This is a genomic window from Pseudomonas fluorescens (assembly GCF_004683905.1).
Classification (GTDB): Bacteria; Pseudomonadota; Gammaproteobacteria; order Pseudomonadales; family Pseudomonadaceae; genus Aquipseudomonas; species Aquipseudomonas putida_A.
In genome coordinates this window covers 3608374-3631064 of sequence record NZ_CP038438.1, presented here as the reverse complement: position 1 = coordinate 3631064, position 22691 = coordinate 3608374, and the positions used below count along the sequence as shown (strand labels likewise).

At 62.0% G+C, this 22691-nt stretch carries 21 protein-coding genes; 5 read left to right on the top strand and 16 right to left on the bottom strand.

All coding sequences use genetic code 11. The features are described 5' to 3' along the window. Positions 1–9: 9 nt before the first annotated feature. The 6 genes from E4T63_RS16495 to E4T63_RS16470 form a co-directional block, all read right to left on the bottom strand. Positions 10–2139 carry a TonB-dependent receptor family protein gene (locus E4T63_RS16495; protein WP_135296041.1) on the bottom strand — a complete coding sequence of 710 codons (2130 nt, stop codon included), beginning with the start codon at positions 2137–2139 and terminating at the stop codon, positions 10–12. A 202-nt stretch (positions 2140–2341) separates the two neighbouring features. Beyond that, positions 2342–3886: a class I SAM-dependent methyltransferase gene (locus E4T63_RS16490; protein ID WP_135296040.1), complete on the bottom strand. Its 1545-nt coding sequence runs from the start codon at positions 3884–3886 to the stop codon at positions 2342–2344. A gap of 88 nt (positions 3887–3974) precedes the next feature. After that, positions 3975–4847: an AraC family transcriptional regulator gene (locus E4T63_RS16485; protein WP_135296039.1), complete on the bottom strand. Its 873-nt coding sequence runs from the start codon at positions 4845–4847 to the stop codon at positions 3975–3977. 108 nt (positions 4848–4955) lie between these two features. Further along, a complete protein-coding gene (locus E4T63_RS16480; protein WP_135296038.1) occupies positions 4956–5450 on the bottom strand; it encodes a PaaI family thioesterase in 495 nt (164 codons plus the stop codon). A gap of 8 nt (positions 5451–5458) precedes the next feature. Continuing rightward, a complete protein-coding gene (locus E4T63_RS16475) occupies positions 5459–6616 on the bottom strand; it encodes a GGDEF domain-containing protein (RefSeq protein WP_098964345.1) in 1158 nt (385 codons plus the stop codon). 103 nt (positions 6617–6719) lie between these two features. Then, positions 6720–6968 carry a hypothetical protein gene (locus E4T63_RS16470; RefSeq protein WP_027613011.1) on the bottom strand — a complete coding sequence of 83 codons (249 nt, stop codon included), beginning with the start codon at positions 6966–6968 and terminating at the stop codon, positions 6720–6722. A gap of 170 nt (positions 6969–7138) precedes the next feature. On the opposite strand from E4T63_RS16470, the gene E4T63_RS16465 reads away from it, so the two are divergent. Then, positions 7139–7783, top strand: coding sequence for an ATPase (locus E4T63_RS16465; protein ID WP_135296037.1), 645 nt, complete (start codon positions 7139–7141; stop codon positions 7781–7783). A gap of 86 nt (positions 7784–7869) precedes the next feature. Then, positions 7870–8211, top strand: coding sequence for a hypothetical protein (locus E4T63_RS16460; RefSeq protein WP_095136448.1), 342 nt, complete (start codon positions 7870–7872; stop codon positions 8209–8211). Positions 8212–8324: 113 nt separating this feature from the next. Here E4T63_RS16460 and E4T63_RS16455 read toward each other — a convergent pair whose 3' ends face one another. Next, positions 8325–9323 (bottom strand): zinc-dependent alcohol dehydrogenase family protein, encoded by a 999-nt coding sequence (locus tag E4T63_RS16455; protein WP_135296036.1) that lies wholly within the window; start codon positions 9321–9323, stop codon positions 8325–8327. A 163-nt stretch (positions 9324–9486) separates the two neighbouring features. Between E4T63_RS16455 and E4T63_RS16450 the strand changes: the two genes are divergently transcribed. Continuing rightward, entirely contained in the window at positions 9487–10440 is a 954-nt protein-coding gene (locus E4T63_RS16450) for a bifunctional helix-turn-helix transcriptional regulator/GNAT family N-acetyltransferase (RefSeq protein WP_135296035.1), read from the top strand. A 116-nt stretch (positions 10441–10556) separates the two neighbouring features. Here E4T63_RS16450 and E4T63_RS16440 read toward each other — a convergent pair whose 3' ends face one another. Beyond that, entirely contained in the window at positions 10557–11036 is a 480-nt protein-coding gene (locus E4T63_RS16440; RefSeq protein WP_135296034.1) for a GNAT family N-acetyltransferase, read from the bottom strand. Positions 11037–11088: 52 nt separating this feature from the next. Beyond that, positions 11089–11985: a LysR family transcriptional regulator gene (locus E4T63_RS16435; protein WP_177408971.1), complete on the bottom strand. Its 897-nt coding sequence runs from the start codon at positions 11983–11985 to the stop codon at positions 11089–11091. Between the two features lie 168 nt (positions 11986–12153). On the opposite strand from E4T63_RS16435, the gene E4T63_RS16430 reads away from it, so the two are divergent. Further along, positions 12154–13164, top strand: coding sequence for a zinc-dependent alcohol dehydrogenase family protein (locus E4T63_RS16430; RefSeq protein WP_135296033.1), 1011 nt, complete (start codon positions 12154–12156; stop codon positions 13162–13164). 27 nt (positions 13165–13191) lie between these two features. On the opposite strand, the gene E4T63_RS16425 is transcribed toward E4T63_RS16430, so the two are convergent. The 5 genes from E4T63_RS16425 to E4T63_RS16405 all read right to left on the bottom strand — a co-directional run bounded on the left by E4T63_RS16425 (position 13192) and on the right by E4T63_RS16405 (position 19320). Continuing rightward, complete coding sequence (locus tag E4T63_RS16425; protein WP_135296032.1) at positions 13192–14211, bottom strand: XdhC family protein; 1020 nt, start codon at positions 14209–14211, stop codon at positions 13192–13194. A 10-nt stretch (positions 14212–14221) separates the two neighbouring features. After that, on the bottom strand, positions 14222–15574 hold the full coding sequence (locus E4T63_RS16420) for a c-type cytochrome (RefSeq protein ID WP_135296031.1): 1353 nt from the start codon (positions 15572–15574) through the stop codon (positions 14222–14224). A gap of 17 nt (positions 15575–15591) precedes the next feature. Next, complete coding sequence (locus E4T63_RS16415; RefSeq protein ID WP_135296030.1) at positions 15592–17844, bottom strand: xanthine dehydrogenase family protein molybdopterin-binding subunit; 2253 nt, start codon at positions 17842–17844, stop codon at positions 15592–15594. Beyond that, entirely contained in the window at positions 17844–18299 is a 456-nt protein-coding gene (locus E4T63_RS16410; protein WP_027613020.1) for a (2Fe-2S)-binding protein, read from the bottom strand. Before E4T63_RS16410 ends, E4T63_RS16415 begins: the two co-directional genes overlap by 1 nt. Positions 18300–18387: 88 nt before the next feature. After that, positions 18388–19320: an AraC family transcriptional regulator gene (locus E4T63_RS16405; RefSeq protein ID WP_135296029.1), complete on the bottom strand. Its 933-nt coding sequence runs from the start codon at positions 19318–19320 to the stop codon at positions 18388–18390. A gap of 206 nt (positions 19321–19526) precedes the next feature. Between E4T63_RS16405 and E4T63_RS16400 the strand changes: the two genes are divergently transcribed. Then, entirely contained in the window at positions 19527–20723 is a 1197-nt protein-coding gene (locus E4T63_RS16400) for an MFS transporter (RefSeq protein ID WP_135296028.1), read from the top strand. 31 nt (positions 20724–20754) lie between these two features. Here the strand turns inward: E4T63_RS16400 and E4T63_RS16395 are convergent, their stop codons facing one another. Both E4T63_RS16395 and E4T63_RS16390 read right to left on the bottom strand, forming a co-directional pair. After that, a complete protein-coding gene (locus tag E4T63_RS16395) occupies positions 20755–21753 on the bottom strand; it encodes an NADP-dependent oxidoreductase (protein ID WP_135296027.1) in 999 nt (332 codons plus the stop codon). Between the two features lie 67 nt (positions 21754–21820). Then, on the bottom strand, positions 21821–22690 hold the full coding sequence (locus E4T63_RS16390) for an alpha/beta fold hydrolase (protein WP_135296026.1): 870 nt from the start codon (positions 22688–22690) through the stop codon (positions 21821–21823). Position 22691 lies beyond the last annotated feature (1 nt).

Sequence of the window (22691 nt, the reverse complement as noted above, 5' to 3'; positions counted from 1 at the left end):
TGCAAACCGTCAGAGCAAACTCCACGATACCCCGACATAAACCCCCAGCCCTTCACCCGGCGTAGACCGCGCCGCATCCAGGCCCTTGTCGTCATACCCCGGCGTGACCGTCGCGGCGTAGTGCTTATTGGTCAGGTTGCGCAGGTCGAGCCAGGTTTGCCAGTCGTTTTTCGGCGCGTTGTAGCCGACGGTGGCGCCGAACAATGCGTAGGGATCGGCGTAGTAGCTGTTGGCGTAATCCACTGCGACCTTGGACACCAGTTGCGTGTTGACCGCCGCGAAGAAACCCTGCGGCCAGTCGTGGCGCAGTTCGCCCTGGTAGTAGTGCATCGGCAGGCCCGGCAGGCGGTTGTCGCCGAAACGCTGGTCGTCGCGGTAGTGGAAATCGCTGAAGGTGTAGGCCTGGCGCAGGCTCAATTTACGTCCGTCGGGGGCCGACCACAATGTGCTTTGCAGACTGGCTTCCACGCCCTGGTGCACGGTGGGGCTGGCGTTGAGTTCGTACGGGGTGACGGCGTTGGCGTCCGGCAGTACCGACAGCAATTCGTGGCGCACCTGGGCGTAGTACCACGCCAGGCTCCACTGGCCGAGCGCGCTGTCGCCGCGACCGCCGAGTTCGAGGGTGGTCGCGGTCTGGTTCTGCAGTTTGATCGGGTCGCTCTGGGTGCCGGTCGCCGCGCCGTTGCCGGCCGGGAAGCGGATGTTCGAGCTGTAGATCAGCGACCACGGGTGCGGTGCTTCGACCGAACGGCTGAGGTTGCCGAACAGTTGCAGGTCCGGCGTGACCTGATAGCGCAGGCCCAGACGTGGCGCGTAATCCCAGTCGTTCAGGCTGGTCTTGCCGCCGCTTTGCGGGTAGGTGACGGCGCTTTCGCGGCGGGTGTAAATGGCGGCGAGGCCGGTGGTCAGCCACAGGTCGTCGGCGATTTCCAGGTCGTTGCCCACGTGCAGAACGGTGTCCGAACCCTGATAGGTGAAGTTGCGCATGCGGGTGCCCGGCGCATACGCGGCGGTGTTGCCGGACGGGATGCGCACGAATTCACTGGCGCCGTCGTTGGGCAGGTGTTTGGTGGTGCGCAGGCCCACGGTGCTGCGGCTTTCCATGCCGAACACGGTATCGCGGCGCTTGTAGTCGAAGGTGCCGCTGACATCGGTGTAGGCCACTTTCAGACGGTTCGGGCCTTCGCGCAGGTCCATCGGGTAATCGTGATAGACCAGGCCGGTCTGAATGCTCGAATCGTCGTCGACGTAGTAGGTGGTCTTGTTGCCGATGAAGGTGCTGCCCGGTTGTTTGCGGCTGTCGTCGCGCGACACATAAGCCGGGTTGGCCGCCCTTGGAGTGTGCTCGATCGAGTGTTTGGTCACGCGGCCGGCGAGATCGTTGTCGGTCTCGCGATAGCGGATATAGAAGCGGGTTTCCAGGTTCGGATTGAAGCGATAGCCGAAGTTGGCGATCACGCCTTTGCTCTCGCTGGCGGTGTGATCCTGATAGCCGTCGGCGTTCGAGTCGGTCAGCGACACGTAGTAATCGAAGTCGCCCAGCACCTGCCCGGAACTCACCTGACGCTGCTGATAACCATGGCTGCCGGTGGCATAGCGCACCTGCAATTTCGGCGCGTCATAGCCGGTGTGGCTGACGTAATCGATGGCGCCACCCAGCGCCAGTGCACCGCGATCAAAGCCGTTGGCGCCGCGCAGCACCTCCACATGATCAAGCCACAGCGGTTCGAGCAATTCGTAGGGCGTGCCTCCGGGGCCGGTCAGCGGCAGGCCGTCGAGCATCGTGTACAACCCCGAGGCATGCGCGCCCGGTGCGCGGTTGATTCCCGAACCACGGATCGAGATTTTCACCCCTTCATTACCCGCCGATTGCGCGTAGACCCCAGGCTGATACGCCAGCACATCCTGATTGCTCGCCACCCGGCCCTGCAACGGCGAACGCATGTCGACCACATTGCTGCCGCCGGGCACTTGCGCCAGACGCGCTTGGGCCTCGGCGACGGAGGCATCTGCACCGCTTTGTTCTTCAGCCGAAATCAGTACCTGTCCCAACTCCATGCTTTTGGGTTCCTCGGCCATGACCGGGCAGGCGAGGGCCAGGCCCAGCAGGGCAGAGGGCAGGGATTTGGGCGACGGCATCGAAGAAACTCCAGGCAGACAGGAACGGGCAATGAACAGTGCGACGCAAGAAGGAACGACGGAAACACATCGCAATTTTGCTTTTTTAACGGGCGCTGCGTGGCAGGTGGGGGCAGGATGGCTCAGGAGGCGGCAGTCAGGGCCATACACGCAGACGACTGGCCGGGCTCTATCGCGGCCAGTCGTCCGGCGTATATCTGGTTCAAGCAATTTTCAGCGCCATGAGAATGTCCAGCGGTGTCTGGGCAAATGCCCGGGCCTGTTCGGTCATCTCGGCAAGGTTTTCTTCGGCCGTCAGCAGCGGCTGGTCACCCTTGTGCAGCACTTCGCCCTGATCACCGATGACGGCCCACGCCAACTGCGCCCAGTCTTGCGGGTCGGTCATGCCTTGCTTGATCGAAATCAGGAACAGCTGCTGCACGCGGCTGATCGGCACACCACCGCCGGTGACCGGGCTGGCCAGCACCTGAATGTTGCTGTTGAACAGGGCGCGCTTGCACAGTTGCAGGTTGAGGGTGTCGCAACGTTCCTGCACCTGCCTTTCGGCGGCTTCGCTCTGGCACGGGGCGGCGACGCCCATGCCGATCAGCACGGTGACAGCCTGCACCAGGTCGTCGTAAGACACGGAGCCGACGGCCATCGACAACTGCTGCAGGGTTTTCGGTGCGTAGGCACTGGCAGCGAGCGCTTCGAGCACCGGGCTGTAAATCTCTGTTTGCAGCGCAGCCTCGCCGGCGGGACCAGTGACCGTGCCGGGAATGCTCTCAATCGCTTGCAGCAGGACAAACCGGCTTCTCAGCAAGCTGTCGCGCTGCTCGGCGGCAGATAGCCGATTTGCGCCACGTACGTACAGATCCCGGCGGAAGTTCTGATTGATGAAGTAGTCGCGCGCCTGTTCGCGCATGATCGGGTGCTCGATACCTTCCAGAAAGTCCATGCCTTCTGCACTCAGATTCAGTGCAGCCACGGTGTCCAGCGGTACGGCCGTGGTGGCGTAGTCGAGTTTGGCTGCGGTCATGGCATCGACCACGTCGATGAAATACATGCAGTCCCAGTTGCGATTGAAATACTCATGGGCCACGTACTGACGGTTCTGGCCCTTGATGCTCTGCAACTGGGCACCGAGGGCCGGCGCCGCTCTGGCGTACTTCGGATTGGCCGCCAACAGCGCTTCGGAAAACTGCATCGCGGCATCGATGCGCTTGGCCGGGCTGGTCGAGGCCTGGCTGGCAAAGCGGTTGTGCAGGCTGAACAGATTGCGCAGTGGCGCCGAAGGTGACCAGCCCGGGAAGCAGTTGTAGCTGACGTACAACATGCCGCCGGGCTTGAGGTGGCGACGGGCGAACTCGACGATCAGTTGCTGATTGTCGCGGCTGACCCAGGACCAGATGCCATGCAGGCTGATGCTGTCGAACGCCGGCAGATCATCGCGGGCCAGCAGTTGCTCGAAACTGTCGTCATACAGACGTGCCTGGCTGTTCCAGTCGTTCGCCAATGCGATGGCATGCGCGGCCTGAGATGGCGTGAAGTCGGTGCCAACGTAGTTGCCCGGGTTGGCGGCGGCGTGGATATTGATGGAAACACCCTGGCCAAAGCCCAGTTCGCAGTGGTAGCCGCCGGCGTTCTCCAGCGTGGCAAAGCCACGCAGCAACAAACAAAAACGCTGGAACACCGGGTTGATTTCCCGGCTGTACGAATAGGTGTAACCCTCGTCGGTGAAATACCCTTCGTTCCAGGCATTGCTCATGTGCGCATCCTTTATTTCGAGAGAGAAAGAGCGCTCTTATAAGGGCTTGGCATTGCACACGACAAGCGAAAAAACACCTCGGTGACCTTTACCCTTGCAAAGGCACGTACACGTCCGTCTGCCACTGATCCTGTGGGGTTTCGGGATAGACGCTCAGGTAATGGAAAAACAGCGGATGATCGCGTAATTCCTCACCGCTGGCCGGCAGCCAGTCGCGGTAGACGGGATAGATGGTTTCGCCGATGTGATCCGGTGAACCGACATGCCGTACCACCACACAACGCCCGCCGGGGATGACCGCTTCGCGCACGCCGAAGGTGTTGGGCGCCACGGCTTCGTCGATCTCGCCACAGATGGCGAAGCGAAAGTCCTCTGCCAGCGTGGTATCGGGGTTGCTGTAGGGAATGCCGAAGGTGCGACTCGAGGCCACCGGTGACTGCCCGCTGTGCATGCGCCAGGCGATGAATTTCTGCACGCTTTGCTGCACCTCCCCCGGCGCGCCGCGATGTTCAAACGCAGCGACCCGTAGGGTTGGAAAATTGATGATTCTGGTTTGCATGATGACGCTCCTGGAAAAGTGGGGGATGGCGAATACCGCATTCCAGGTCTGCCAGTTCGGTTGCTTCCTGAAGGCACTTGGCGTCATGCCGAAGTCGCGCCGAAAGGCGCGGCTGAATGCTTCCGGACTCTCGAAACCGGCGTCAGACGCGGCGTCCAGTATCGAGTGTTGCGGCTGCGCGGCCAGCCGATGTGCAGCCCGGCGCAAACGCATCAGTTGCACGTAGCGCGAGACCGGCACGCCAACGAACGCGCTGAATTGCCGATGGAAGTGAAACACCGAAAAGTTCGCCAACTGACTCAACGTATTCACCGACAGGTCACCTTCGAGATGGGCATCGATGTAGGCGAGCACGCTGTTGAAGCGCCGGGTATAGGCGCGGTGGGTCGGCAGGTCGGACACGGGTTGGAAGCTCCTGGAAGTGCGGTCTGCTATAGCCTCGTCGATTTCCGGGTCGGCACGCCTAGCCGAGTTTGCTCAAGTGTCATTCCGACAGGGGCGCGTGTGGAGTCAGCGGCCGTGCGCCGCGTCCGCCAGTTGCCCGGTATCGACCCGCACGAACACCGAATCGCCCACCGCCGTCAGCACTTCTCCGGCGTACACCTCGCAGATCACCCGAGTTTTGCGCCCGACGTCGCCTTCGACCCTGGCGCGCAAGGTCAGGGTGACGCCCATCGGTGTGGGTTTGATGAACTTGAGGCCGAGGTTGCCAGTGACGCAGTCGATGCGCGGCAGGCTGCCCGGCTCGCGATGTTCGTGGCGGTAGTGGTAGGCCATGGCCGTCCAGTTGGAATGGCAGTCGACCAGCATTGCCAGCAGGCCGCCGTATACCAGGTCTGGCCAGCCGCAGTATTTGTCGTCCGGCAGGTGTTCGGCCATGACGTGCACGCCGTCCTCGTGCCAGTAGCTTTTGACGTGCAGGCCATGGGGGTTGCGGCTGCCGCAGCCGTAGCAGACGCCTTCGGGGGCGGCGAGGTCTTGCAGAGGCGTTTCGGAGCGGGTCATGGGTCTGATCATCCTGAAGTGGTGAGCCCGGTCAGGCGCAGGCGGTTGCGCCCACCGCGCTTGGATTCGTAGAGCGCGGCGTCGCCTTGTTCGATCAATGCCGCGAGGCTGGCCGGTGGCTGGTTGAACAGGGTGGCGCCGATGCTCAGCGTCACCGGTTCGGCGGTGGGGAAGGTCTGGGCGGCGCTGCGTTGAAACTGATCGCGCAGGGCGTCGCCCAGTCTGACGATGTGATCACTGGGCGCGTTGCTCAGCAAAATCACGAACTCGTCGCCGCCCAAACGGGCGGCCAGCGCCTCATCGGTGGTCTCGGCGCGGATCATTTCGCTCAACGCCACCAGCAAACGGTCGCCGGCGCTGTGGCCGTACTGATCGTTGACCGATTTGAAGTTGTCGATATCGATCAATAGCAGGGCGCCGGGATGCGCCGCAGACACGCCCCGCAGCAGGCCCGGCGCGCGCATGTCGAGGGCGCGGCGGTTGTAGAGCGCGGTCAGTGGATCGCGGGCGGCCAGTCGGGCGATCTGCTCCTCGCGCCGGTAGCGTTCGGTCCCGGTCATCGACAGTGCAATGAGCATGATCGCCATCGCGCCCTCGACCAGCGAGATCTGGATGATGACGCCACGGAATGCAGCCAGGTCGATCAGCGTGCCGGGGATCACCACGGTCAGGGCCTTGGCCACATAGAAGATGCCGTGACCGAGCAGCACATAGCGCAATTGCACCGCACCGACGCTTAGCGACTTGCCATGCGGGCGCAACAACAGACTGGCCTTGAGCGTCGAGGCGGCGACCAGCAGCGAGTTGGCGGCCAGCATGACTTTCGACCACAACGGCCCGTCCGGCAGCAACAGCAAAACCAGCCAGGTGACGAAAATCAGGTACCAGGCGCGTGACAGGCGGATCTGCGTAAAGCGCGCCACTCCCAGCAGAAACAGAAAATGCGCGGTCACCAGCAAGCCGTTGGCGAACCAGATGCCGATCAGCAGAAAACCGTTGCTGCGCAGCAGGGCCAAGGTGGAACCGACGGTGATGGTGGCGAAACCGGCGCTCCAGAACAGCAGCGAAGGCTCACGAATGCTGCGCCACTCGACCGCCAGGTACAGCGCGGCAGCGGCTGCGAGAGCGATCGAGATGGTCAGCATCGTTGGTGGGTCGAGCGGCATTTCCGGGGGAGCCTGTCAGAAGGTCGGTAAGGCCGCCGATTGTAAGCGTTCGGGGCCGTTTTGGCAGGCGCCGCATACGATCGTCACCGACCGGCGTCCACGCTCATTCGTGAGGCGTGAGCCAAGTGTCGACGACCCGCCGATCCAGTTCTTCCCAGTACGCCATGCCCAGCACCCGGGTGGTGTTCAACCCGCGCAAATAGCCACGCAACTGATTGGCGGTATCGCGCTTGAGCTGCGCATCGGTGATGTCCTTGTCCAGCAACACGTTTTCGTACTGCACCAGGTATTCCGCCACCCGCTCGCGAAAGTCGGGCAGAACCGCGTCGCGGATCAGGTCAAAGGTTCTCAAATCGGCTTCCTCACTGTTGTTTTAGTCATTGGGGATGAGTGTGTACCCGTCTTTATCGTGCGCAACTATCGCTAGAAGTAATAGTGACCATCACGAAACGCAAGTTCAGCTTTGCTGGCAATAGGCGGAAAATTGCCCTCATTGAAAACGCAGCTCAAGGAAATTGCGCGATGAAGACCCTGACCCGACTGGCGCTGACCGCTCTGCTAATGAGCGGCATGGTAGCCACGGCACCGTCTTACGCCGACGACGCCTGTGCGTGTCATCTTCAGCCAATCGCCGGCAGCAGCGCGACTTTGCAGCATTCACAGACCGTGGGTGTGTTGTACAGCGAAAACACCCGGGAAAACCTGCAATACCTGACGCGCTACCACGATATGGCGCTGCACGGGGCCAAGGATGCACTGGATCCGCGAATTCGCGCAGCCTTTGTCAGCAGCTCCGACCCGGAACTGGCGATCGACTGGTTGCTCAGCTCGTTGCAACGCCAGTTTCTGTCGGTGACCGTTTACGACGACCTTGATGCGCTGATTCAGGCACACCCGGACATAGTGGTGAAACTCGACACCTTCAACCGCTTGCTGACTCAGCAGAACAGCCTGTACGAGGCGCATTTCATCGCGCGTTTCTACGATGCCGACCTGCAGTACATCGGCAAAGCCGAGGGCTCGGTGGAGAAACAGATTTCGTCGGTCTGGGTACACGACAAAGCGGCGCACGAGATTGCCGCGCAGATCGAGCAGCAACGTGACCTGCAACTCAATGCCTTGAAGCAGTTCGATGCCTCGCTCAAGGCGCTGGTGGCTTCCAGCTGAACACTCAAAACCAAAAGGGCAGCGGCGGCGCCGTGACGCTGAATCGCTGCCAGATGAACCGAACCTTTATTTTCAGGATGACCCCGATGCGTGCTTTGTTTGCCCCGACCCTGGCCGTTGCTTCCTTGCTGCTCGCCGGTTGCGCCTCCGCACCGAACGACCCGACGCTGACCTTGCAGACCAACAAGACTCCGGCGCAATACGCCGATTGCGTGGTGCCGAAGCTGCAGGGCAGTGCGCTGAACCCGACCGTTTCGCAGACCCAGCGCAGCTACCGGATTGTGGTGCCGAGCAAGGTGTCGGCAGACAACGTGCTGGAAGCCTATAAGGCCGGCAACGGTGGCAAGGTGTTCATCTACGAGCGCCACTTGCTGGCTTCGAACTTCCTGCCTTCCAGTTTTGAACGCGCCGCCCAGGACTGCATCTGATCCGGTTGCACAAACCGTTTTATCCGAGCTCCTTTGGTTGGCCGCAACCAACCAATACTTTGCCCCGCACCTCATTCGGTTGTGGGGTTTTTTTTTGCCGGAGTTTGTGTGGTTCAGGCGACGTCGATCACCACCTTGCCAATTGCCTTGCCCTGTTGCACCGCGTCATGCGCCTCGCGCGCCTGGCTGAGGCTGAAGCGTTCAGCATGCATCAACGGCTTGACCTTGCCTTCTTCGATCAACCGCGTGGCGTAGCCGAGGATTTCTGCGTGGTGCTTGCGCCCGACGCCGGTGAGCATCGGCAGTAACACGAAAATCCCCGACAGCGTGGCACTGCGCAGCGAGCCGGTGGCCAGATTGTGGGTGCCGAACGCTGCGCAACTGGTGACGTGACCGTAGAGGCGGATTGCCGCGAACGAATCATCCAGACTCTTGCCGCCGACGGTATCGTAGATCACGTCAAAACCCTGGCCGTCGGTGAACTGATTCACGTACTGCTCGACTGGCACGCTCTGGTAGTCGATGGCCGTGGCGCCGTAGCCTTCGACAATCGAACGTTTGCCCGGCGAGACCGTGGCGAACACTTCAGCGCCCAGCGCGGCGGCAATTTGCACTGCCATGTGGCCGACACCGCCCGCGCCGCCATGCACCAGCACCTTCTGACCGGCCTTGACGTGTGCGCGGTCGACCAGACCTTCCCACGCGGTCAGGAACACCAGCGGCACCGCAGCAGCTTCACGGAAGCCGAGATTTTTCGGCTTGCGTGCCACCAGATCCGCATCCACGGCCAGGTACTCGGCCAGCGACCCCGGCAAACCGCGCACGCCACCGACCATGCCAAACACCTCATCGCCCACTGCCAGATGGGTAACGTTGGCGCCCACCGCTTCGATCACGCCGGCCATGTCAGTACCGAGAATCGCCGGCAGTTCCGGCATGGCGTAGGGCGCGTTGCCGGTGCGGATCTTGTAGTCGATGGGGTTCACACCACTGGCGATGATGCGCACCAAAACCTGGTTGTCCTGCGGCACCGGGCGTTCGATCTGCGCCTCGCGAAAGCTGTTTTCAGCGTAGTCATCAAGGATCAACGCGCGGATGGTGGATTGGCTCATTACGACGCCTCGCTGTCATTTCAGGGAAAGGGGCCATGGTGGAACCTGCCGGGAGGTTTGTCGACTGGATACTGTTCGCCGTTACCCAGCGTAGTCGGCGCATTGCACAGAGATTGCGGAATATGGTTGTATCGTACAACTATGTTCTCAGTGGTGGCTTGTCATGACTATTCCTCCAGCCTTGATCGAAGATATCCGCACGGCGTCACGCACGATGGTGCGGGAGTTGGGCTTCATGCGCGCCACACTGGCGGCGACCGACTATTCCGCCTCCGGCGTGCACGCATTGCTGGAAATCGAAGCCGGGGACGGCGTCAGCGCTGCGCAACTGGCGCAAAGCCTTGGCCTTGAAAAGTCCAGTGTCAGCCGTATGGTCGGCAAACTGATCAAGGCCGGGGAGATCGAAGAGCGCGCCGCCGAGGACGCCCGGGTCAAGCATCTGCACCTGACGGCGCAGGGCCGGCAGACCGTCGCCGACATTCATGCCTACGGCCAGGCCCAGGTCAGCAAGGCACTGGACACGCTCAATCCGTCGCAGCAACAGAGCGTGGCGCAGGGCCTTTCAACCTACGCGCATGCGCTCAAGACCATCCGCCTGGGTGCTGACCGGCCGCTCGCGCCGAATCTGCACATCAGCGCCGGCTATCGCCCCGGCCTGATCGGCCGCGTGGCGCAAATGCATGCGGATTATTATTCGCGACATTCCGGTTTCGGCGCGATCTTTGAAAGCCGCGTCGCCAGTGGAGTGGCGGAGTTTGTCGGGCGCCTCGATCAGCCCTGCAACCAGATCTGGGTGGCGACGCTTGATGAGCGCATCGTTGGCTCGATCGCAATCGACGGCCAGGATCTGGGCAGCAATCAGGCGCATTTGCGCTGGTTCATCCTCGACGACGGCTGCCGCGGCAGTGGCGTCGGCCGGCAACTGCTGAGCGCGGCGGTGGAGTTTTGCGATCAGCGGGGGTTTGACGCGATTCAGCTCTGGACCTTCAAGGGCCTCGACGCCGCGCGCCGACTGTACGAAGCGGCCGGGTTCGAATTGACCATGGAAGAGCCGGGCAGTCAGTGGGGCAGCGTGGTGACGGAGCAGCAGTTCACCCGTGCAGCCGCCTCACGTTGAAGGTTGATTCAGCGTCATCACGCAGGCGCTGAACACGTTTGCCAGCCGGTTGGCGAAAGCCGTGATTTCCAGATCGCTGCGCGCAGTCCCGGAAAAGTCTGGACGAGGGCAAACCGCTACAAACGCATGCCCATTTCGACAGCCCGAGTCTCAAAGCCGAACTCCGCATACATCCGCGCGGCACGGCGATTGAATGGCCAGACGGTCAACCGCAGATCCTGGGCATCCTGTTCGATCGCCCAGTTTTTCACCAGATTCATCAGCCCACGGCCGATGCCCTGTCCCGAAAACTGTTCGGCGACACACACCGAGCCGATGCGAACGACATTCTGCGGTTGCATCAACGGCCCTGAACTGGCCGACAGGCTGGCCGTGATAAACGCCGCAGGTTGATCGTCGACATGGGCGATGAACACAACGTGACCGGGTTTTTCGAAAAGGCCTGACCAGTGGGGCAGGTCGCGGGAAAAGTCCGCGGTGGGCGGGGCATAGATGTCGGGGCGGGCATTGTGATGCACGTCGTTAAGCAATTGCCCCAGCTCACACATGCTCAACGCGTCTGCGCCCGTCGCGGTGCGGTAAGTGATTTGTTCCATGTCGTGCGGTGCTCCTTGATTACGCGCAAGCCTCGAAAGGCGCTGTTGATCGTTATTGTTCCAGCCAGTCAGGATAGATCTGCACAAAGTGCTGCTGCAGCCATTCGACAAATACCTGAACTTGCGCAGCCAGGTGCGTGCGGCTGGGGTACAGCAGTGATACCGGGCGCGGGGTGGGCCGATAGGCGCTGAGGATTTCCACCAGGGTGCCGCTGGCCAGATATTCGGCCACGGTGATGCCTGGCGCCTGAATGATTCCAAAGCCCGCTACGCCGCACTGCACGTAGGCATTCGACTCGGTGACGGTGATGCCGGCGTTGCTGATGAACGCGCGGTCTTTGCCTTTGACCGAGAAGTGCCAGGGCAATGTCCTGTTGTTTTGGCCGGAAAGAAAATTCACCCCGCGATGGGCATTCAGATCGTCGAGTGTCCGCGGTTCGCCGTGTTCCTGCAGATACTCGGGGGCTGCGCACGTGACCATGGTCGCCATGGCGATCGGGCGAGCGATCAAGGTCGAGTCCGGTAACTCGCCAATTCGTAACGCGCAGTCGATGCCTTCACCGATCAGGTCGACCGCCCGATCAGTCACGCCCAGCACCATGTCGATCCCGGGGAAGGCGCTGGTGAAGGTTTTCAGGTTTTTGATGAAGTCCAGTTGCGCGAACGCGGTCGGGATATCGACCCGAAGCCGGCCTTCGAGCGTTGCTCCGCTGCGGTCGAACATCGAAGTGGCGGCCGAGATATCCGCGAGAATTTCCTGCACTCGCTCATAGAACAGTTGGCCTTCGGTGGTGAGCGCGACTTTTCTGGTGGTGCGCTGAAACAGACGCACACCCAGGGATGTTTCCAGCTCCTGGATGTAACGGGTGACCTGGGGGCGCCCGATGTCCAGCGATTCGGCGGCTTTAGTGAAGCTGCCGAGCTCGGCAAGCCGAGCGAACAGTCGCATCGATTGCAGCAATTCCATGATCGGGACCTGACGGAATTCAATTGTTGCTTGAGGATAGAATAATCATGTGCCTTTTTGCGTATTTATTGCGCGAGCCCAACAGCGAAAGATGTGCCCAGGCAAACCCTTGGTGGTTTGCAGCCATTGATCCGTTTTTGGAGATTCGCAATGAAAGCCTGGTTACTGAAAGAGTTCGGCCTCGACAGTCTGCACCTGGAAGAGACAGCGACCCCGCAGCCACAGTCCGGCGAATTGCTGGTAAAGGTCGGCGCCGTGTCCCTCAATTTTCGCGACAAGGCGATCGTTGACGGCATCTACGAGCCGCACATGGTGCCCAAACCGTTGATTCCGGTGAGCGACGCAGCGGGCACCGTGGTCGCGGTGGGTGACGGCGTCAGCCGCTTCAAGGTCGGCGATCGGGTCAACTCGCATCTGTATTCCCGCTGGCTGGATGGCGAGCCGGGGCCGAATGAACCGGACTACTGCTTTGGTTCGCCGTTGCCCGGCGGATTGGCCGAATACATGATCATCCACGAAGACAGCGCCGTTGCCGCGCCGGACAACATGAGCGACGAAGAGGCGGCGACGTTGCCGATTGCTGCGCTCACGGCGTGGTACTCACTGGTCGACTTTGGACAGATCCAGCCCGGTCAGACCGTGCTGGTACAAGGCACGGGCGGGGTGTCGATTTTTGCCGTGCAGATCGCCACGGCGCTGGGCGCCAAAGTGATCGCCACATCGAGTAGCGAGCACAACCTGCAAGCCGTGAAGGAACTGGGAGCGGTCGCGGGCGTGAACTACAGAACGACACCGAACTGGGCCGATGAAGTGTTGCGGCTGACTGACGGCAAAGGCGTGGATCTGCTGCTCGACGTGGCCGGTGGCAACGGCATCAATCAGTCGGTTGCAGCGACCAAGGCTTCCGGGCGCATTGCACAAATCGGCTTTTTGACCGGGCAGACCGTTGCACTCAATCTGATGCCGCTGATTTTCCGCCAGACCACCATTCGCGGTATCGCCGTGGCACCGCGCTCATCCTTCGACCGAATGAACGTCTTCCTCAACCAGCACAAGATTCGCCCGGTGATCGATCAGGTGTATCCGTTCGAGAAAGCGCGCGAGGCGTACGAGCATCTGGCGAAGGGCGCGTTTGGCAAAGTGGTGATCAAAGTCGCCTGATATAGGCACAGGGCCAAGCAACGGGGCTCAATGCGATTGCGCCAGACCCTGTTGCGCCTTGGCTCTGGCAATCGAAAACGCCTTCGGCAAATTGGCGCCATTCTTCGCGGCCAGGATCTCGGCCATCACGCTGACCGCGATTTCCGCCGGTGTCTTGCTGCCAATGTAGATGCCGATTGGCCCGTGCAGCCGTTCGAGTGATGCCTGGGTCTCACCGAAATGCTCGATCAGACGTTCGCGGCGCAGCTGACTGTTGCGCCGCGAACCGATGGCGCCGATGTAAAACGCCGGGCTGTGCAGGGCCTCGAGCAGTGCCAGATCGTCGAGTCGCGGATCATGACTCAAGGCGACGATACAGGTGCGCAGATCGACCGCGAAGTCGCGCACCACGTCATCCGGCATGCCGATGATGCGCTCCACACCGTTCACCGCCCAGGTGTCGATGTATTCGGCACGTGGGTCGCACACCGCGACCTTGAAGCCGTTGAACAGCGCCATGGTCGCCAGATACTCGGCCAGCGCGCCGGCACCGATCATCAGCAGCCGATACCCCGGCCCGAGGGTATTGAGCATCTGTTGGCCGTCGAAACTGAATTGCTCAGGAGTTGCCGTGGCTTGCAGTGTGACGCGACCGCTATCCAGTGCCAGGCAGCGGCGCACCAGTTGCCCGGCATCCAGTTGCACCAGCAGCTCGTCGAGCACCTGCCATGAGGGATTGAACTCCAGAATCAGCTCAAGCGTGCCGCCACAGGGCAAACCGAAACGATGCGCCTCGTCGGCGCTGACGCCGTAGCGCACCACCTCGGGCGCACTGTCCTTGAGGCCGCTGCCGCCATGCGCGGTGGTGTAGCGATCGATCAGGTCGTCCTCGATGCAGCCGCCGGACACGCTGCCGACCACACGCCCGTCGTTACGCAAGGCCATCATCGAGCCTGTCGGGCGCGGCGAAGAGCCCCATGTGCGCGCCACCGTGGCGAGCAACACTTGCTCGCCGGCGGCGAGCCAGTCCCGCGCGGTGCGCAGGACCAGCAAGTCGATGCTTTCCATCAAAGTTCCTCTAACGCATTTGCAGGATGATCGGGCTGCTGCTGGCCGGATCCGTACGTTCACGCAGCTTGTTGACGGCCTGGGGTTCAATGGCACCGCCCTGATTGCCCCAGGTGCTGCGCATGAAGGTCAGCACTTCGGCGATCTGTTGATCCGACAACTGTTCGCGGAAGGCTGGCATGCGATAGGCGTCCGGTACTCCGGCGGCCACCACCCGTTGCGAACCGTTGAGGGTGATGTTGATCGCCGAGGCACTTTCCTTGGCCAGTGCCGACGTGGCGCCGGCCAGCGGCGGCATCCATTCCGACTGGCCCTTGCCGTCCAAACCGTGGCACGAAGCACAGCGCGTGACGTAGGTATGAGCACCGGGCGCGTCCAGACGTTCCGTCGCCGAAACCGTTTGGTACTGCCATGGCTGGCCGTCGCGCTGAGGATCCCCCGGCAATGACTTGAGATAGCGGGCGATCGCGGTCAGATCGTCATCGCTCATGAACTGAGTCGAGTTGTTGAACGCCTCGGTCATTGAGCCATAAACCACTGCATGTTTGTTGCGCCCGGTCTTGAGGAACTGCACGATCTCCGGCTCACTCCAGCGGCCCAGACCGGTGTTGTGATCATCACGCAGGCTTGGCGCGTACCAGCCATCGAGCAAGGCGCCGGCGAGGTACGGCGTGGCGGATTCATCCAGAGCCTTCTCGTTGAACGCCAGACCGCGCGGCGTATGGCAACTGCCGCAGTGCCCGGCGCCTTGAACGAGATAAGCGCCGCGATTCCACACGGCATCCTGCGAGGGTTTGGCCACGTAAGGTTCGGTATCGGCGAAGACACCGTTCCACAACGCAATCGGCCAGCGCAGGTTCAACGGGAAAGGAATCGCACTCGGGATATTCGCCTGCTTGACCGGTGCCACGCCTTTCATGAAGAACGCGTACAGCGCTCGCACATCGTCGTCACTGAGCTTGGCGTAGGACGGGTAGGGCATCGCCGGGTACAGACGACGGCTGTCGGGCGCTACGCCGTGGCGCACCGCACGGTCGAAGTCCGCCAGGCTGTAGCGACCGATGCCGGTTTCCGGCTCCGGGGTGATGTTGGTCGCGTGGATCGCGCCAAGTGGCGTGGCCATTTCCAGGCCGCCAGCGAACGGCGCACCGCCCGGCACGCTGTGGCACGCCACGCAATCGCTGAGTCGGGCGACGTATTCGCCACGAGCGACCAGCGCCGGGTCGATATCGGCCACGGCGGTGTGGTTGTTTTCAAGGCGCGAGACAGGCTCGCGGGTGACATACCAGGCCAGCAGGCCTGCCGCGACCAGGCACGGCACTGCCAGCCAGCCAGCGGTTCTTGCGAATCGGCTGTTATTCATGGACGCTCCGGCGCTGATCAAGTGAAGGTGTGTCGGCTCATGGGCAGGCTGCGCACCCGTTGCCCGGTCAGCGTTGCCACCGCATTGGCGACGGCGGGCGCGACAGCGGGCAACGGTGGTTCGCCGATGCCGCCCATTTTTTCCCCGCTCTCGACAACACGCACGTGGACCCGGGCCATCCGCGCAGGCGGCAGGATCGGATACAAGTCGTAGTTGCGCGCGCGCGGTTTGCCATCAATCCACACGGCTTCCTCCACCAGGGTCTGCGACAGGCCCAGCGCCACCGCGCCATTGACCTGTGCTTCGACAATCGCCGGATTGACGATGCTACCGGGGTCGATCGCCTGCCAGATGTCGTGCACCTTGACCTGGCCGTTCTCGATGGAGACCTCGGCGATCACCGCCGTCTGGGTACCGAACGGCGACGCCATCGCCACGCCTCGCGCGCGTTTGCTGCCGTCCGCCGCGGTAAACGGCCCACGCTTCCAGCCACCCGACAGCTCGCCCACCGCTTGCAGCAGCGTGGTCAGTCGCGGGTTGTCGCGCAGCAGATGCAGGCGCAATTCGAACGGGTCCTTGCCGCCCTTGTCGGCCAGTTCGTCAAGGAACGATTCATAGAAGAAGTCGTTGAGCGAATTGCCCACCGAACGCCAGTAACCCAGCATCGCCGGGCCTTTGGCGTAGATCTGCGCGATGCGCTTGTTGGGGATCGCATAGGACTTGCCTGACAAGCCTTCAAGCGCCGTCGGGTCGAGCTTCTCACCCTGTTTGCCGGCCAGCGCCTCGGTCGGGCCTTCGGTGGCACTGATTGCTTCGATCGCCAGCGGCCAGCCGTCATTATCCAGCGCCGCACGGAAATTCACCGCTGCCACCGGACGCAGCACGTCGCGCAGGAACTCTTCCTCGCGGCTCCAGATCAGTTTGACCGGGCGGCCAACCGCTTTCGATAACTCGATTGCCTGCGGGTAGGGACTGGCGGCGTCGTAGAGGAAATGCCGACCGAAGAAGCCCCCCAGCAATGGCGAATGCAAGGTGATGCGCGACGGATCCAGCCCGGTGCGTTTGGCGATGTCGGCACGGAACATGTCCGGCGCCTGATTGGGCAGCCAGACTTCCAGCGAACCGTCGGGATTGAATCGGGCCAGCGCCGATGGCGGCTCCAACTGGCCGTGGTTCAGGTACTGATTGTGGTAAGTGGCGTCAATCCGCGTTTTGGCGCTGGCCAGAACTGCAGCCACGTCGCCCTCATTTTCATCATCCCTGGCCGGGCCTTTGTCGTCAGCCAGGCGCTTGAGCCAGGCGTCGCTGGAAAAATCCGCGGGCATCGGCCGTACTTTGCTGTCGGCCGTGGGTTCCTGCCAGTCGACCTGAATCGCTTCCACTGCACGTTTGGCGTGCCACCAGCGCTCGGCGACCACCGCCACGGCCCCCGGCAGGCGATGCACGGAATGCACGCCTTTCATCGCTTTAACCTGCTCTTCGTTGCGCAGGTTACCCACGGTCATGCCCAAACGCGGGGCATGCTGAACGGCGGCGTGGAGCATGTCGTCGACCTTCAGATCGATGCTGTAGAGCGCCTTGCCCGTGGACTTGTCGTAGGCATCGACGCGCTTCACCGGTTTGCCGATCCAGCGGAACTGGCTCGGATCACGCAGTTGCACCGAAGCCGGATCGGGAACCGGCAGATCCATGGCGTGCTCGGCCAGTTCGCCGTAGGCCACGGATCGCCCCGACCTGGTGTGCACGACTTTGCCGGGTTCGGTAGTCAGTTCGCTGACCGGCACCCCAAGTTTCTGCGCACCGGCCTGCAGCAGCATGGCGCGGGCGAGGGCGCCGAGGCGGCGCATCACCGGGTAACTCATGCGCACCGACATGCTGCCGCCGGTGATGCGCATACCGTTTTCCATCACCACATAGGCTTCGCCGGGCGGCGCGGCTTCGACCAGGAATGTCGACGGGTCGGCATCCAGTTCTTCACCGACGATCTGCGCCATCGCGGTGAACGTACCTTGTCCGCCTTCCATGAACGGGCAGAGCAGGCGCACGCGGTTGTCCGGGCGAATTTCCAGAAACGCCGGTACCTGCGTGCCACGCTCGGCAGTCGCGGCCGCCACTGCCGCTTGCACGCGAGTCGTGCCCAGCGGCAGGCCGAAACCGAGCACCAGTGCGCCGACGGCGGTGCCGGTCAGAAAACGTCTGCGCGACACATTGATCGGTTCATGCAGAGCCAGTGCTGATGCTTCCTGGGACGGATCGATACGCACGTTCATCAGGCATCTCCCTTGCCGGCCAGCTCATGCACGGCGGCATGAATGGCGTTGTACGTGCCGCAGCGGCACAGGTTGACCATCGCCGCCTCGATCTGCGCGTCACTTGGCTTGGGGTTTTGCTTGAGCAGCGCCGTGGCCGCCATCACCTGCCCGGACTGGCAGTAGCCACACTGGGCGACCTGCAGATCAACCCAGGTCGAGACCACCCGTTTACCGACATCATCGGCCTCGATCGCCTCAATGGTGGTGACCTCGCGGCCGACCACGCCGGCCACCGGCGTGACGCACGAGCGCACCACGTTGCCGTCCACCAGCACGGAACAGGCGCCGCACTGCGCCAGTCCACAGCCGTATTTGGTGCCGGTCATGCCCAGATCATCGCGGATCACCCACAGCAGGGGCGTATCGGCGTCGGCATCGACCTGATAGGTTTTCTGGTTGATTCGTAGTTCCATGGTTCACCCGCTCGATCATCGGTTGACGTGCATTTTTATAAGCGGTGAAACGCTGCGTGGCGCCTCACCGGTAAAGCGTGTTCTTTGCTCAACTGGCCGCGTTGCCCAGTGCTTCTGCGGCGAAGGGGTCGCCACGCAGCAGCGCGATGTCCCGACTGGGTGCGGTGCCGTACAGGCGTGCGTATTCGCGGCTGAACTGCGAGGGACTTTCATAACCGACCGCAAATGCCGCTCGCGAAACGTCCAGACGCTCCATCAACATCAGCCGGCGCGCCTCGTTCAGTCGCAGCCACTTCTGGTACTGCAGCGGGCTCATACCGGTGAGCTGGCGGAAGTGATGGTGAAAGGTCGGTGCGCTCATCTGCACCCGCGCCGCCAGTTCATCGATGCGCAGCGCCTCGGTGTAGTTGACCTTGAGCCAGTCGATGGCTTTGGCGATGCGATAACCCTGGCCATCGACGGCCGTGATCTGCCGCAGCCGCGCGCCTTGATCGGTATGGAGCAGCCGATAGTGGATTTCCCGCAGCACCAGCGGCGCCAACACCGGGATCGCCTCAGGCTCGTCGAGCAATGCCAGCAGGCGCTCGAGCGCGCCTTCCAGCGCGCACGACAGGTTGCCAATGCCAGCGCCGGTGTTCATCGACGGCTGCCGTTTCGCAGGCAAGCCACCTTTGCTGAGGATCTCGGCGAGCATGCCGACATCCAGTCTCAGCACCAGCCCGACACAGGGCTGTTCGGGGCTGGCGAGCATCACTTCAGAGTTGGCGGGCAGATCCAGCGAGGTGACCAGAAACCGCGAAGGGTCGTAGCGGTAACCCTCACCGCCGACCCACAAGCGCTTTTCCCCGCGGCCCACCAAAATCAGGCTCGGCTCGATCATGCACACGGCCGGTGGCGCCGGCTGATCGCGACGAAACAGCGACAGGCCGGGTATCGACGTGGCGAAGTCGCCCGCTACGCTCACGCGCGAGTCAATGTTCAACGCCAGAGGTGATTGGTGGCGCAGCGGGGTAGGGATCATGTCGGGCAACTCCTGTTGAACGAACTCTAATCCGCTGCACAGGCGATTCCTATACACCACCCTGCATCCTCAGAGGATCAGGCAAGCATTCAAGAGGAATGCACTAGGGCAGAGGTGAATCGACCGGGAGAATGTGTCAAACCATTACAGGAGAGCCGCGATTCGACAACGCGATCCTGACGCCTCTCGCAACACAGGTAGTTCCCATGACTTCCCTTTCTACAGAACAACGCGGCTGGAGCGCCGTGCTGGCCATGTCGCTGGCCGCCTTCGCGCTGGTCGCTTCAGAATTCATGCCGGTCAGCCTGCTGACGCCGATTGCCGCCGAACTGCACATCACCGAGGGCCAGGCCGGGCAGGGGATCTCCGTGTCCGGTGCATTCGCCCTGGTGACCAGCCTGGTGATTGCAGCGGTCGCTGCTCGCGTCGAGCGCAAGAAGCTGTTGCTGGGTCTGACCTTGCTGATGATCGTCTCGGGGACGGTGGTCGCATTCGCGCCGGGCTATCCGTCGTTCATGTTCGGGCGGGCCCTGATCGGCATCGCCATTGGCGGTTTCTGGTCGTTGTCGGCGGCAACCGCGATGCGTCTGGTGCCGCCTGACCAAGTGTCCCGGGCACTGGCGATCGTCAACGGCGGAAACGCGCTGGCGACGGTAATCGCCGCTCCGGCGGGGAGTTTCCTCGGCGCGTTCATAGGCTGGCGTGGCGCGTTCTTCTGTGTGGTTCCGGTCGCCGCGCTGGCGGCCATATGGCTGCTGATCAGTCTGCCGTCCTTCAAGCTTGAGCGTCAGGCCGGTAGCGGTAATGCCCTGCGGTTGATGAAGCAATGGCCGGTCGCCTTGGGGATGGTCGCCGTCAGCGTATTTTTCATGGGGCAGTTCATGCTGTTCACCTACCTGCGGCCCTTTCTGGAGGTCGTCACCGGGGTCAGCGTTGCAACCCTGTCCTTGATGCTGCTGGGGCTGGGGCTTGCCGGTTTTATCGGGACCTTTGTGATCGAAAGATTCCTCGGCACTGGCCTGTATCGCACGCTGACAGTTATCCCGCTGATAATGGCGGTCATTGCATTGGCGCTGGTCAACTTCGGCGCATCGCCGCTGCTGACTGCGGTGCTGCTCGGACTCTGGGGACTGGTCGCCACAGCGGCTCCCGTTGGCTGGTGGACATGGCTGGCGCAGACGCTTCCGGAGGATGCCGAAGCCGGCGGAGGCTTGCTCGTGGCCATCGTGCAACTGGCCATCGCCGGAGGGGCCATCGTCGGTGGCCTGGCGTTTGATCTGAGCGGTTATAAAGCCACCTTCGAACTCAGCGCGGCGGTGTTGGTGATTGCGTCGGTGCTCGCTTGGTGCGCCGGTCGCAGTGCGACTGAAGTTCATCTGGTCGAGTCGAACGCGGCCGGCTGACGAGTTCAGCCGGCCGCCGGGGGACACGTTGTCATTTGAGCGTAACGACGACCTTGCCCTTGGCGCGCCCCTGCTCGACGTACTTCAACGCCTCTGCCGTCGAGGCAAACGAGAAGCTGCGGTCAATCACCGGTCGGATGATTGCCTCCTCGACCAGCGTGGCAATTTTTTGCAGTTGTGCACCATTGGCCCGCATGAAGACGAACGTGTAGCTGACCGCCTGCTTGCGCGCCTTGCGCCGGATACCGAAGCTCAACAGGCGCATGACCTGTTGCAATGGCCAGGACAAGCCTTGTTCCTGTGCGAAATGTGCAGTGGGCGGGCCCGAGATGGAAATGAGCTGGCCGCCGGGCTTCAGGACCTTGAGTGATTTTTGCAAAACGTCCGGGCCAAGGCTGTTCAACACCACGTCGTAGTCGTGCAGGACGCTTTCGAAGTCTTGCTGTTTGTAGTCGATGACCAGATCGGCCCCCAGTGCCTTGACCCATTCGACGTTCGCGGTGCTGGTGGTCGTGGCGACGAAGGCGCCGAGGTGTCTGGCCAACTGGATGGCAATGCTGCCAACCCCACCGGATCCCGCGTGAATCAGTACTTTCTGACCCTTTTTCAGTTGTGCGGTTTCGATCAGTACTTGCCACGCCGTCAACGCGACCAAAGGCAGGGACGCGGCTTGTGCCATGCTGGTATTGGCAGGTTTTCGGGCGACCGCGTTTTCGTCCACGGCGATCCATTCGGCGAACGTTCCGATCCGCGTTTCCGGCGGGCGAGTGTAAACCTCGTCTCCCGGTTTGAACTGCGTCACCTGTGAGCCAACCTCAACCACCACACCCGCCAGATCATTGCCCAGTATCAGCGGTAATGCATAGGGCAGAATCAGCTTGAACTCGCCACTGCTGATCTTCGAATCCAGCACATTGACGCTGCTGGCGTGTACCTCGATCAAGACATCACGGGCGCCCACCACAGGGGCAGGCGCTTCGCCAATGCGCCCGGTGTTCTTTCCATAGCGATCAATCAGAAATGCTTTCATCGTAGTGCGGCTCTTGGCGGTTGTAAGGAGGGTAGCTGGCGCGTTGCGGTGTTGCTGCGCCGTGTCGTCAGGCGTCGAGGAATGCCTGGGCCTTGGCGACAAAATCAACGCAGTGCTGGAAAATGCCGCCGTGGCCGGCATCCTCATAAATCACCAGTTGTGCGTTGGGAATGCGCTTGGCCAGCGCCATCGAGTTGACGCTGGGCACCATGATGTCGCTGTCGCCGTTAACGATAAGCGTGGGTATGCGCAAGCGTCCGAGGTCTTGCGGCGGCTGTTGGCCCCACGCGGTGATCGCTTTCAACTGGCGCAGAAAAGCGCTCGGTGTCGGGCCTTTGTCGCGATTGTTTTTGCGTGCTTTCAGGCGTTGCAGATACTGCGACGCAGATCGACGGCCATTGGCTGTCGAGGTGAAGAACAGGTAGACCTTGGGATCGCGCAAGGTCAGCAAGCCTTTGAGGATCAATGGCCAGGTGACCGCACCGACTCTGTCGATGCCGTCGCCACCGGCCGGACCGGTACCGGTCAGAATCAAGCGACGCACCCGATCAGGCGCCTTCAGGGCGATGTCCTGAGCAACGAAGCCGCCGAGCGAGAATCCCAGTACATCAACGGTTTCCAAGCCCAGCGCCCGGATCAACTGAATGGCATCGTCTGCCATTTCACCGACAGTCAGTGGCGCGGCTCCACCAGAGCCGCCAATACCGCGATAGTCAGTGGTAATGACGCGTCGGGTTCGTGCCAGGCCATCAATGATCGCGGGATCGAAGTTGTCCAGCACGGCGCCCCAATGGTTGAACAGCACCAGCGGCACGCCGATCGCGGGGCCGATGTCGCGGTAAGCGAAGCGCACGCTGTTGACCACGATCGACTGGTTCGCCGCGTTGCTGAATGGCGTCGACGCGCCAGTGTGGTTATTTGCCAGGGTTTGATTCATT

Coding starts and splice junctions, on each gene's coding strand:
- E4T63_RS16475 (WP_098964345.1), bottom strand. CDS start 6,616: ATGCCGCTCGACCCACCAACGATGCTGACCATCTCGATCGCTCTCGCA.
- E4T63_RS16480 (WP_135296038.1), bottom strand. CDS start 5,450: ATGACCCGCTCCGAAACGCCTCTGCAAGACCTCGCCGCCCCCGAAGGC.
- E4T63_RS16490 (WP_135296040.1), bottom strand. CDS start 3,886: ATGAGCAATGCCTGGAACGAAGGGTATTTCACCGACGAGGGTTACACC.
- E4T63_RS16390 (WP_135296026.1), bottom strand. CDS start 22,690: ATGAATCAAACCCTGGCAAATAACCACACTGGCGCGTCGACGCCATTC.
- E4T63_RS16425 (WP_135296032.1), bottom strand. CDS start 14,211: ATGGAAAGCATCGACTTGCTGGTCCTGCGCACCGCGCGGGACTGGCTC.
- E4T63_RS16440 (WP_135296034.1), bottom strand. CDS start 11,036: ATGGAACAAATCACTTACCGCACCGCGACGGGCGCAGACGCGTTGAGC.
- E4T63_RS16460 (WP_095136448.1), top strand. CDS start 7,870: ATGCGTGCTTTGTTTGCCCCGACCCTGGCCGTTGCTTCCTTGCTGCTC.
- E4T63_RS16395 (WP_135296027.1), bottom strand. CDS start 21,753: ATGAAAGCATTTCTGATTGATCGCTATGGAAAGAACACCGGGCGCATT.
- E4T63_RS16435 (WP_177408971.1), bottom strand. CDS start 11,985: ATGCGACTGTTCGCTCGGCTTGCCGAGCTCGGCAGCTTCACTAAAGCC.
- E4T63_RS16450 (WP_135296035.1), top strand. CDS start 9,487: ATGACTATTCCTCCAGCCTTGATCGAAGATATCCGCACGGCGTCACGC.
- E4T63_RS16455 (WP_135296036.1), bottom strand. CDS start 9,323: ATGAGCCAATCCACCATCCGCGCGTTGATCCTTGATGACTACGCTGAA.
- E4T63_RS16405 (WP_135296029.1), bottom strand. CDS start 19,320: ATGATCCCTACCCCGCTGCGCCACCAATCACCTCTGGCGTTGAACATT.
- E4T63_RS16465 (WP_135296037.1), top strand. CDS start 7,139: ATGAAGACCCTGACCCGACTGGCGCTGACCGCTCTGCTAATGAGCGGC.
- E4T63_RS16400 (WP_135296028.1), top strand. CDS start 19,527: ATGACTTCCCTTTCTACAGAACAACGCGGCTGGAGCGCCGTGCTGGCC.
- E4T63_RS16415 (WP_135296030.1), bottom strand. CDS start 17,844: ATGAACGTGCGTATCGATCCGTCCCAGGAAGCATCAGCACTGGCTCTG.
- E4T63_RS16410 (WP_027613020.1), bottom strand. CDS start 18,299: ATGGAACTACGAATCAACCAGAAAACCTATCAGGTCGATGCCGACGCC.
- E4T63_RS16430 (WP_135296033.1), top strand. CDS start 12,154: ATGAAAGCCTGGTTACTGAAAGAGTTCGGCCTCGACAGTCTGCACCTG.
- E4T63_RS16420 (WP_135296031.1), bottom strand. CDS start 15,574: ATGAATAACAGCCGATTCGCAAGAACCGCTGGCTGGCTGGCAGTGCCG.
- E4T63_RS16495 (WP_135296041.1), bottom strand. CDS start 2,139: ATGCCGTCGCCCAAATCCCTGCCCTCTGCCCTGCTGGGCCTGGCCCTC.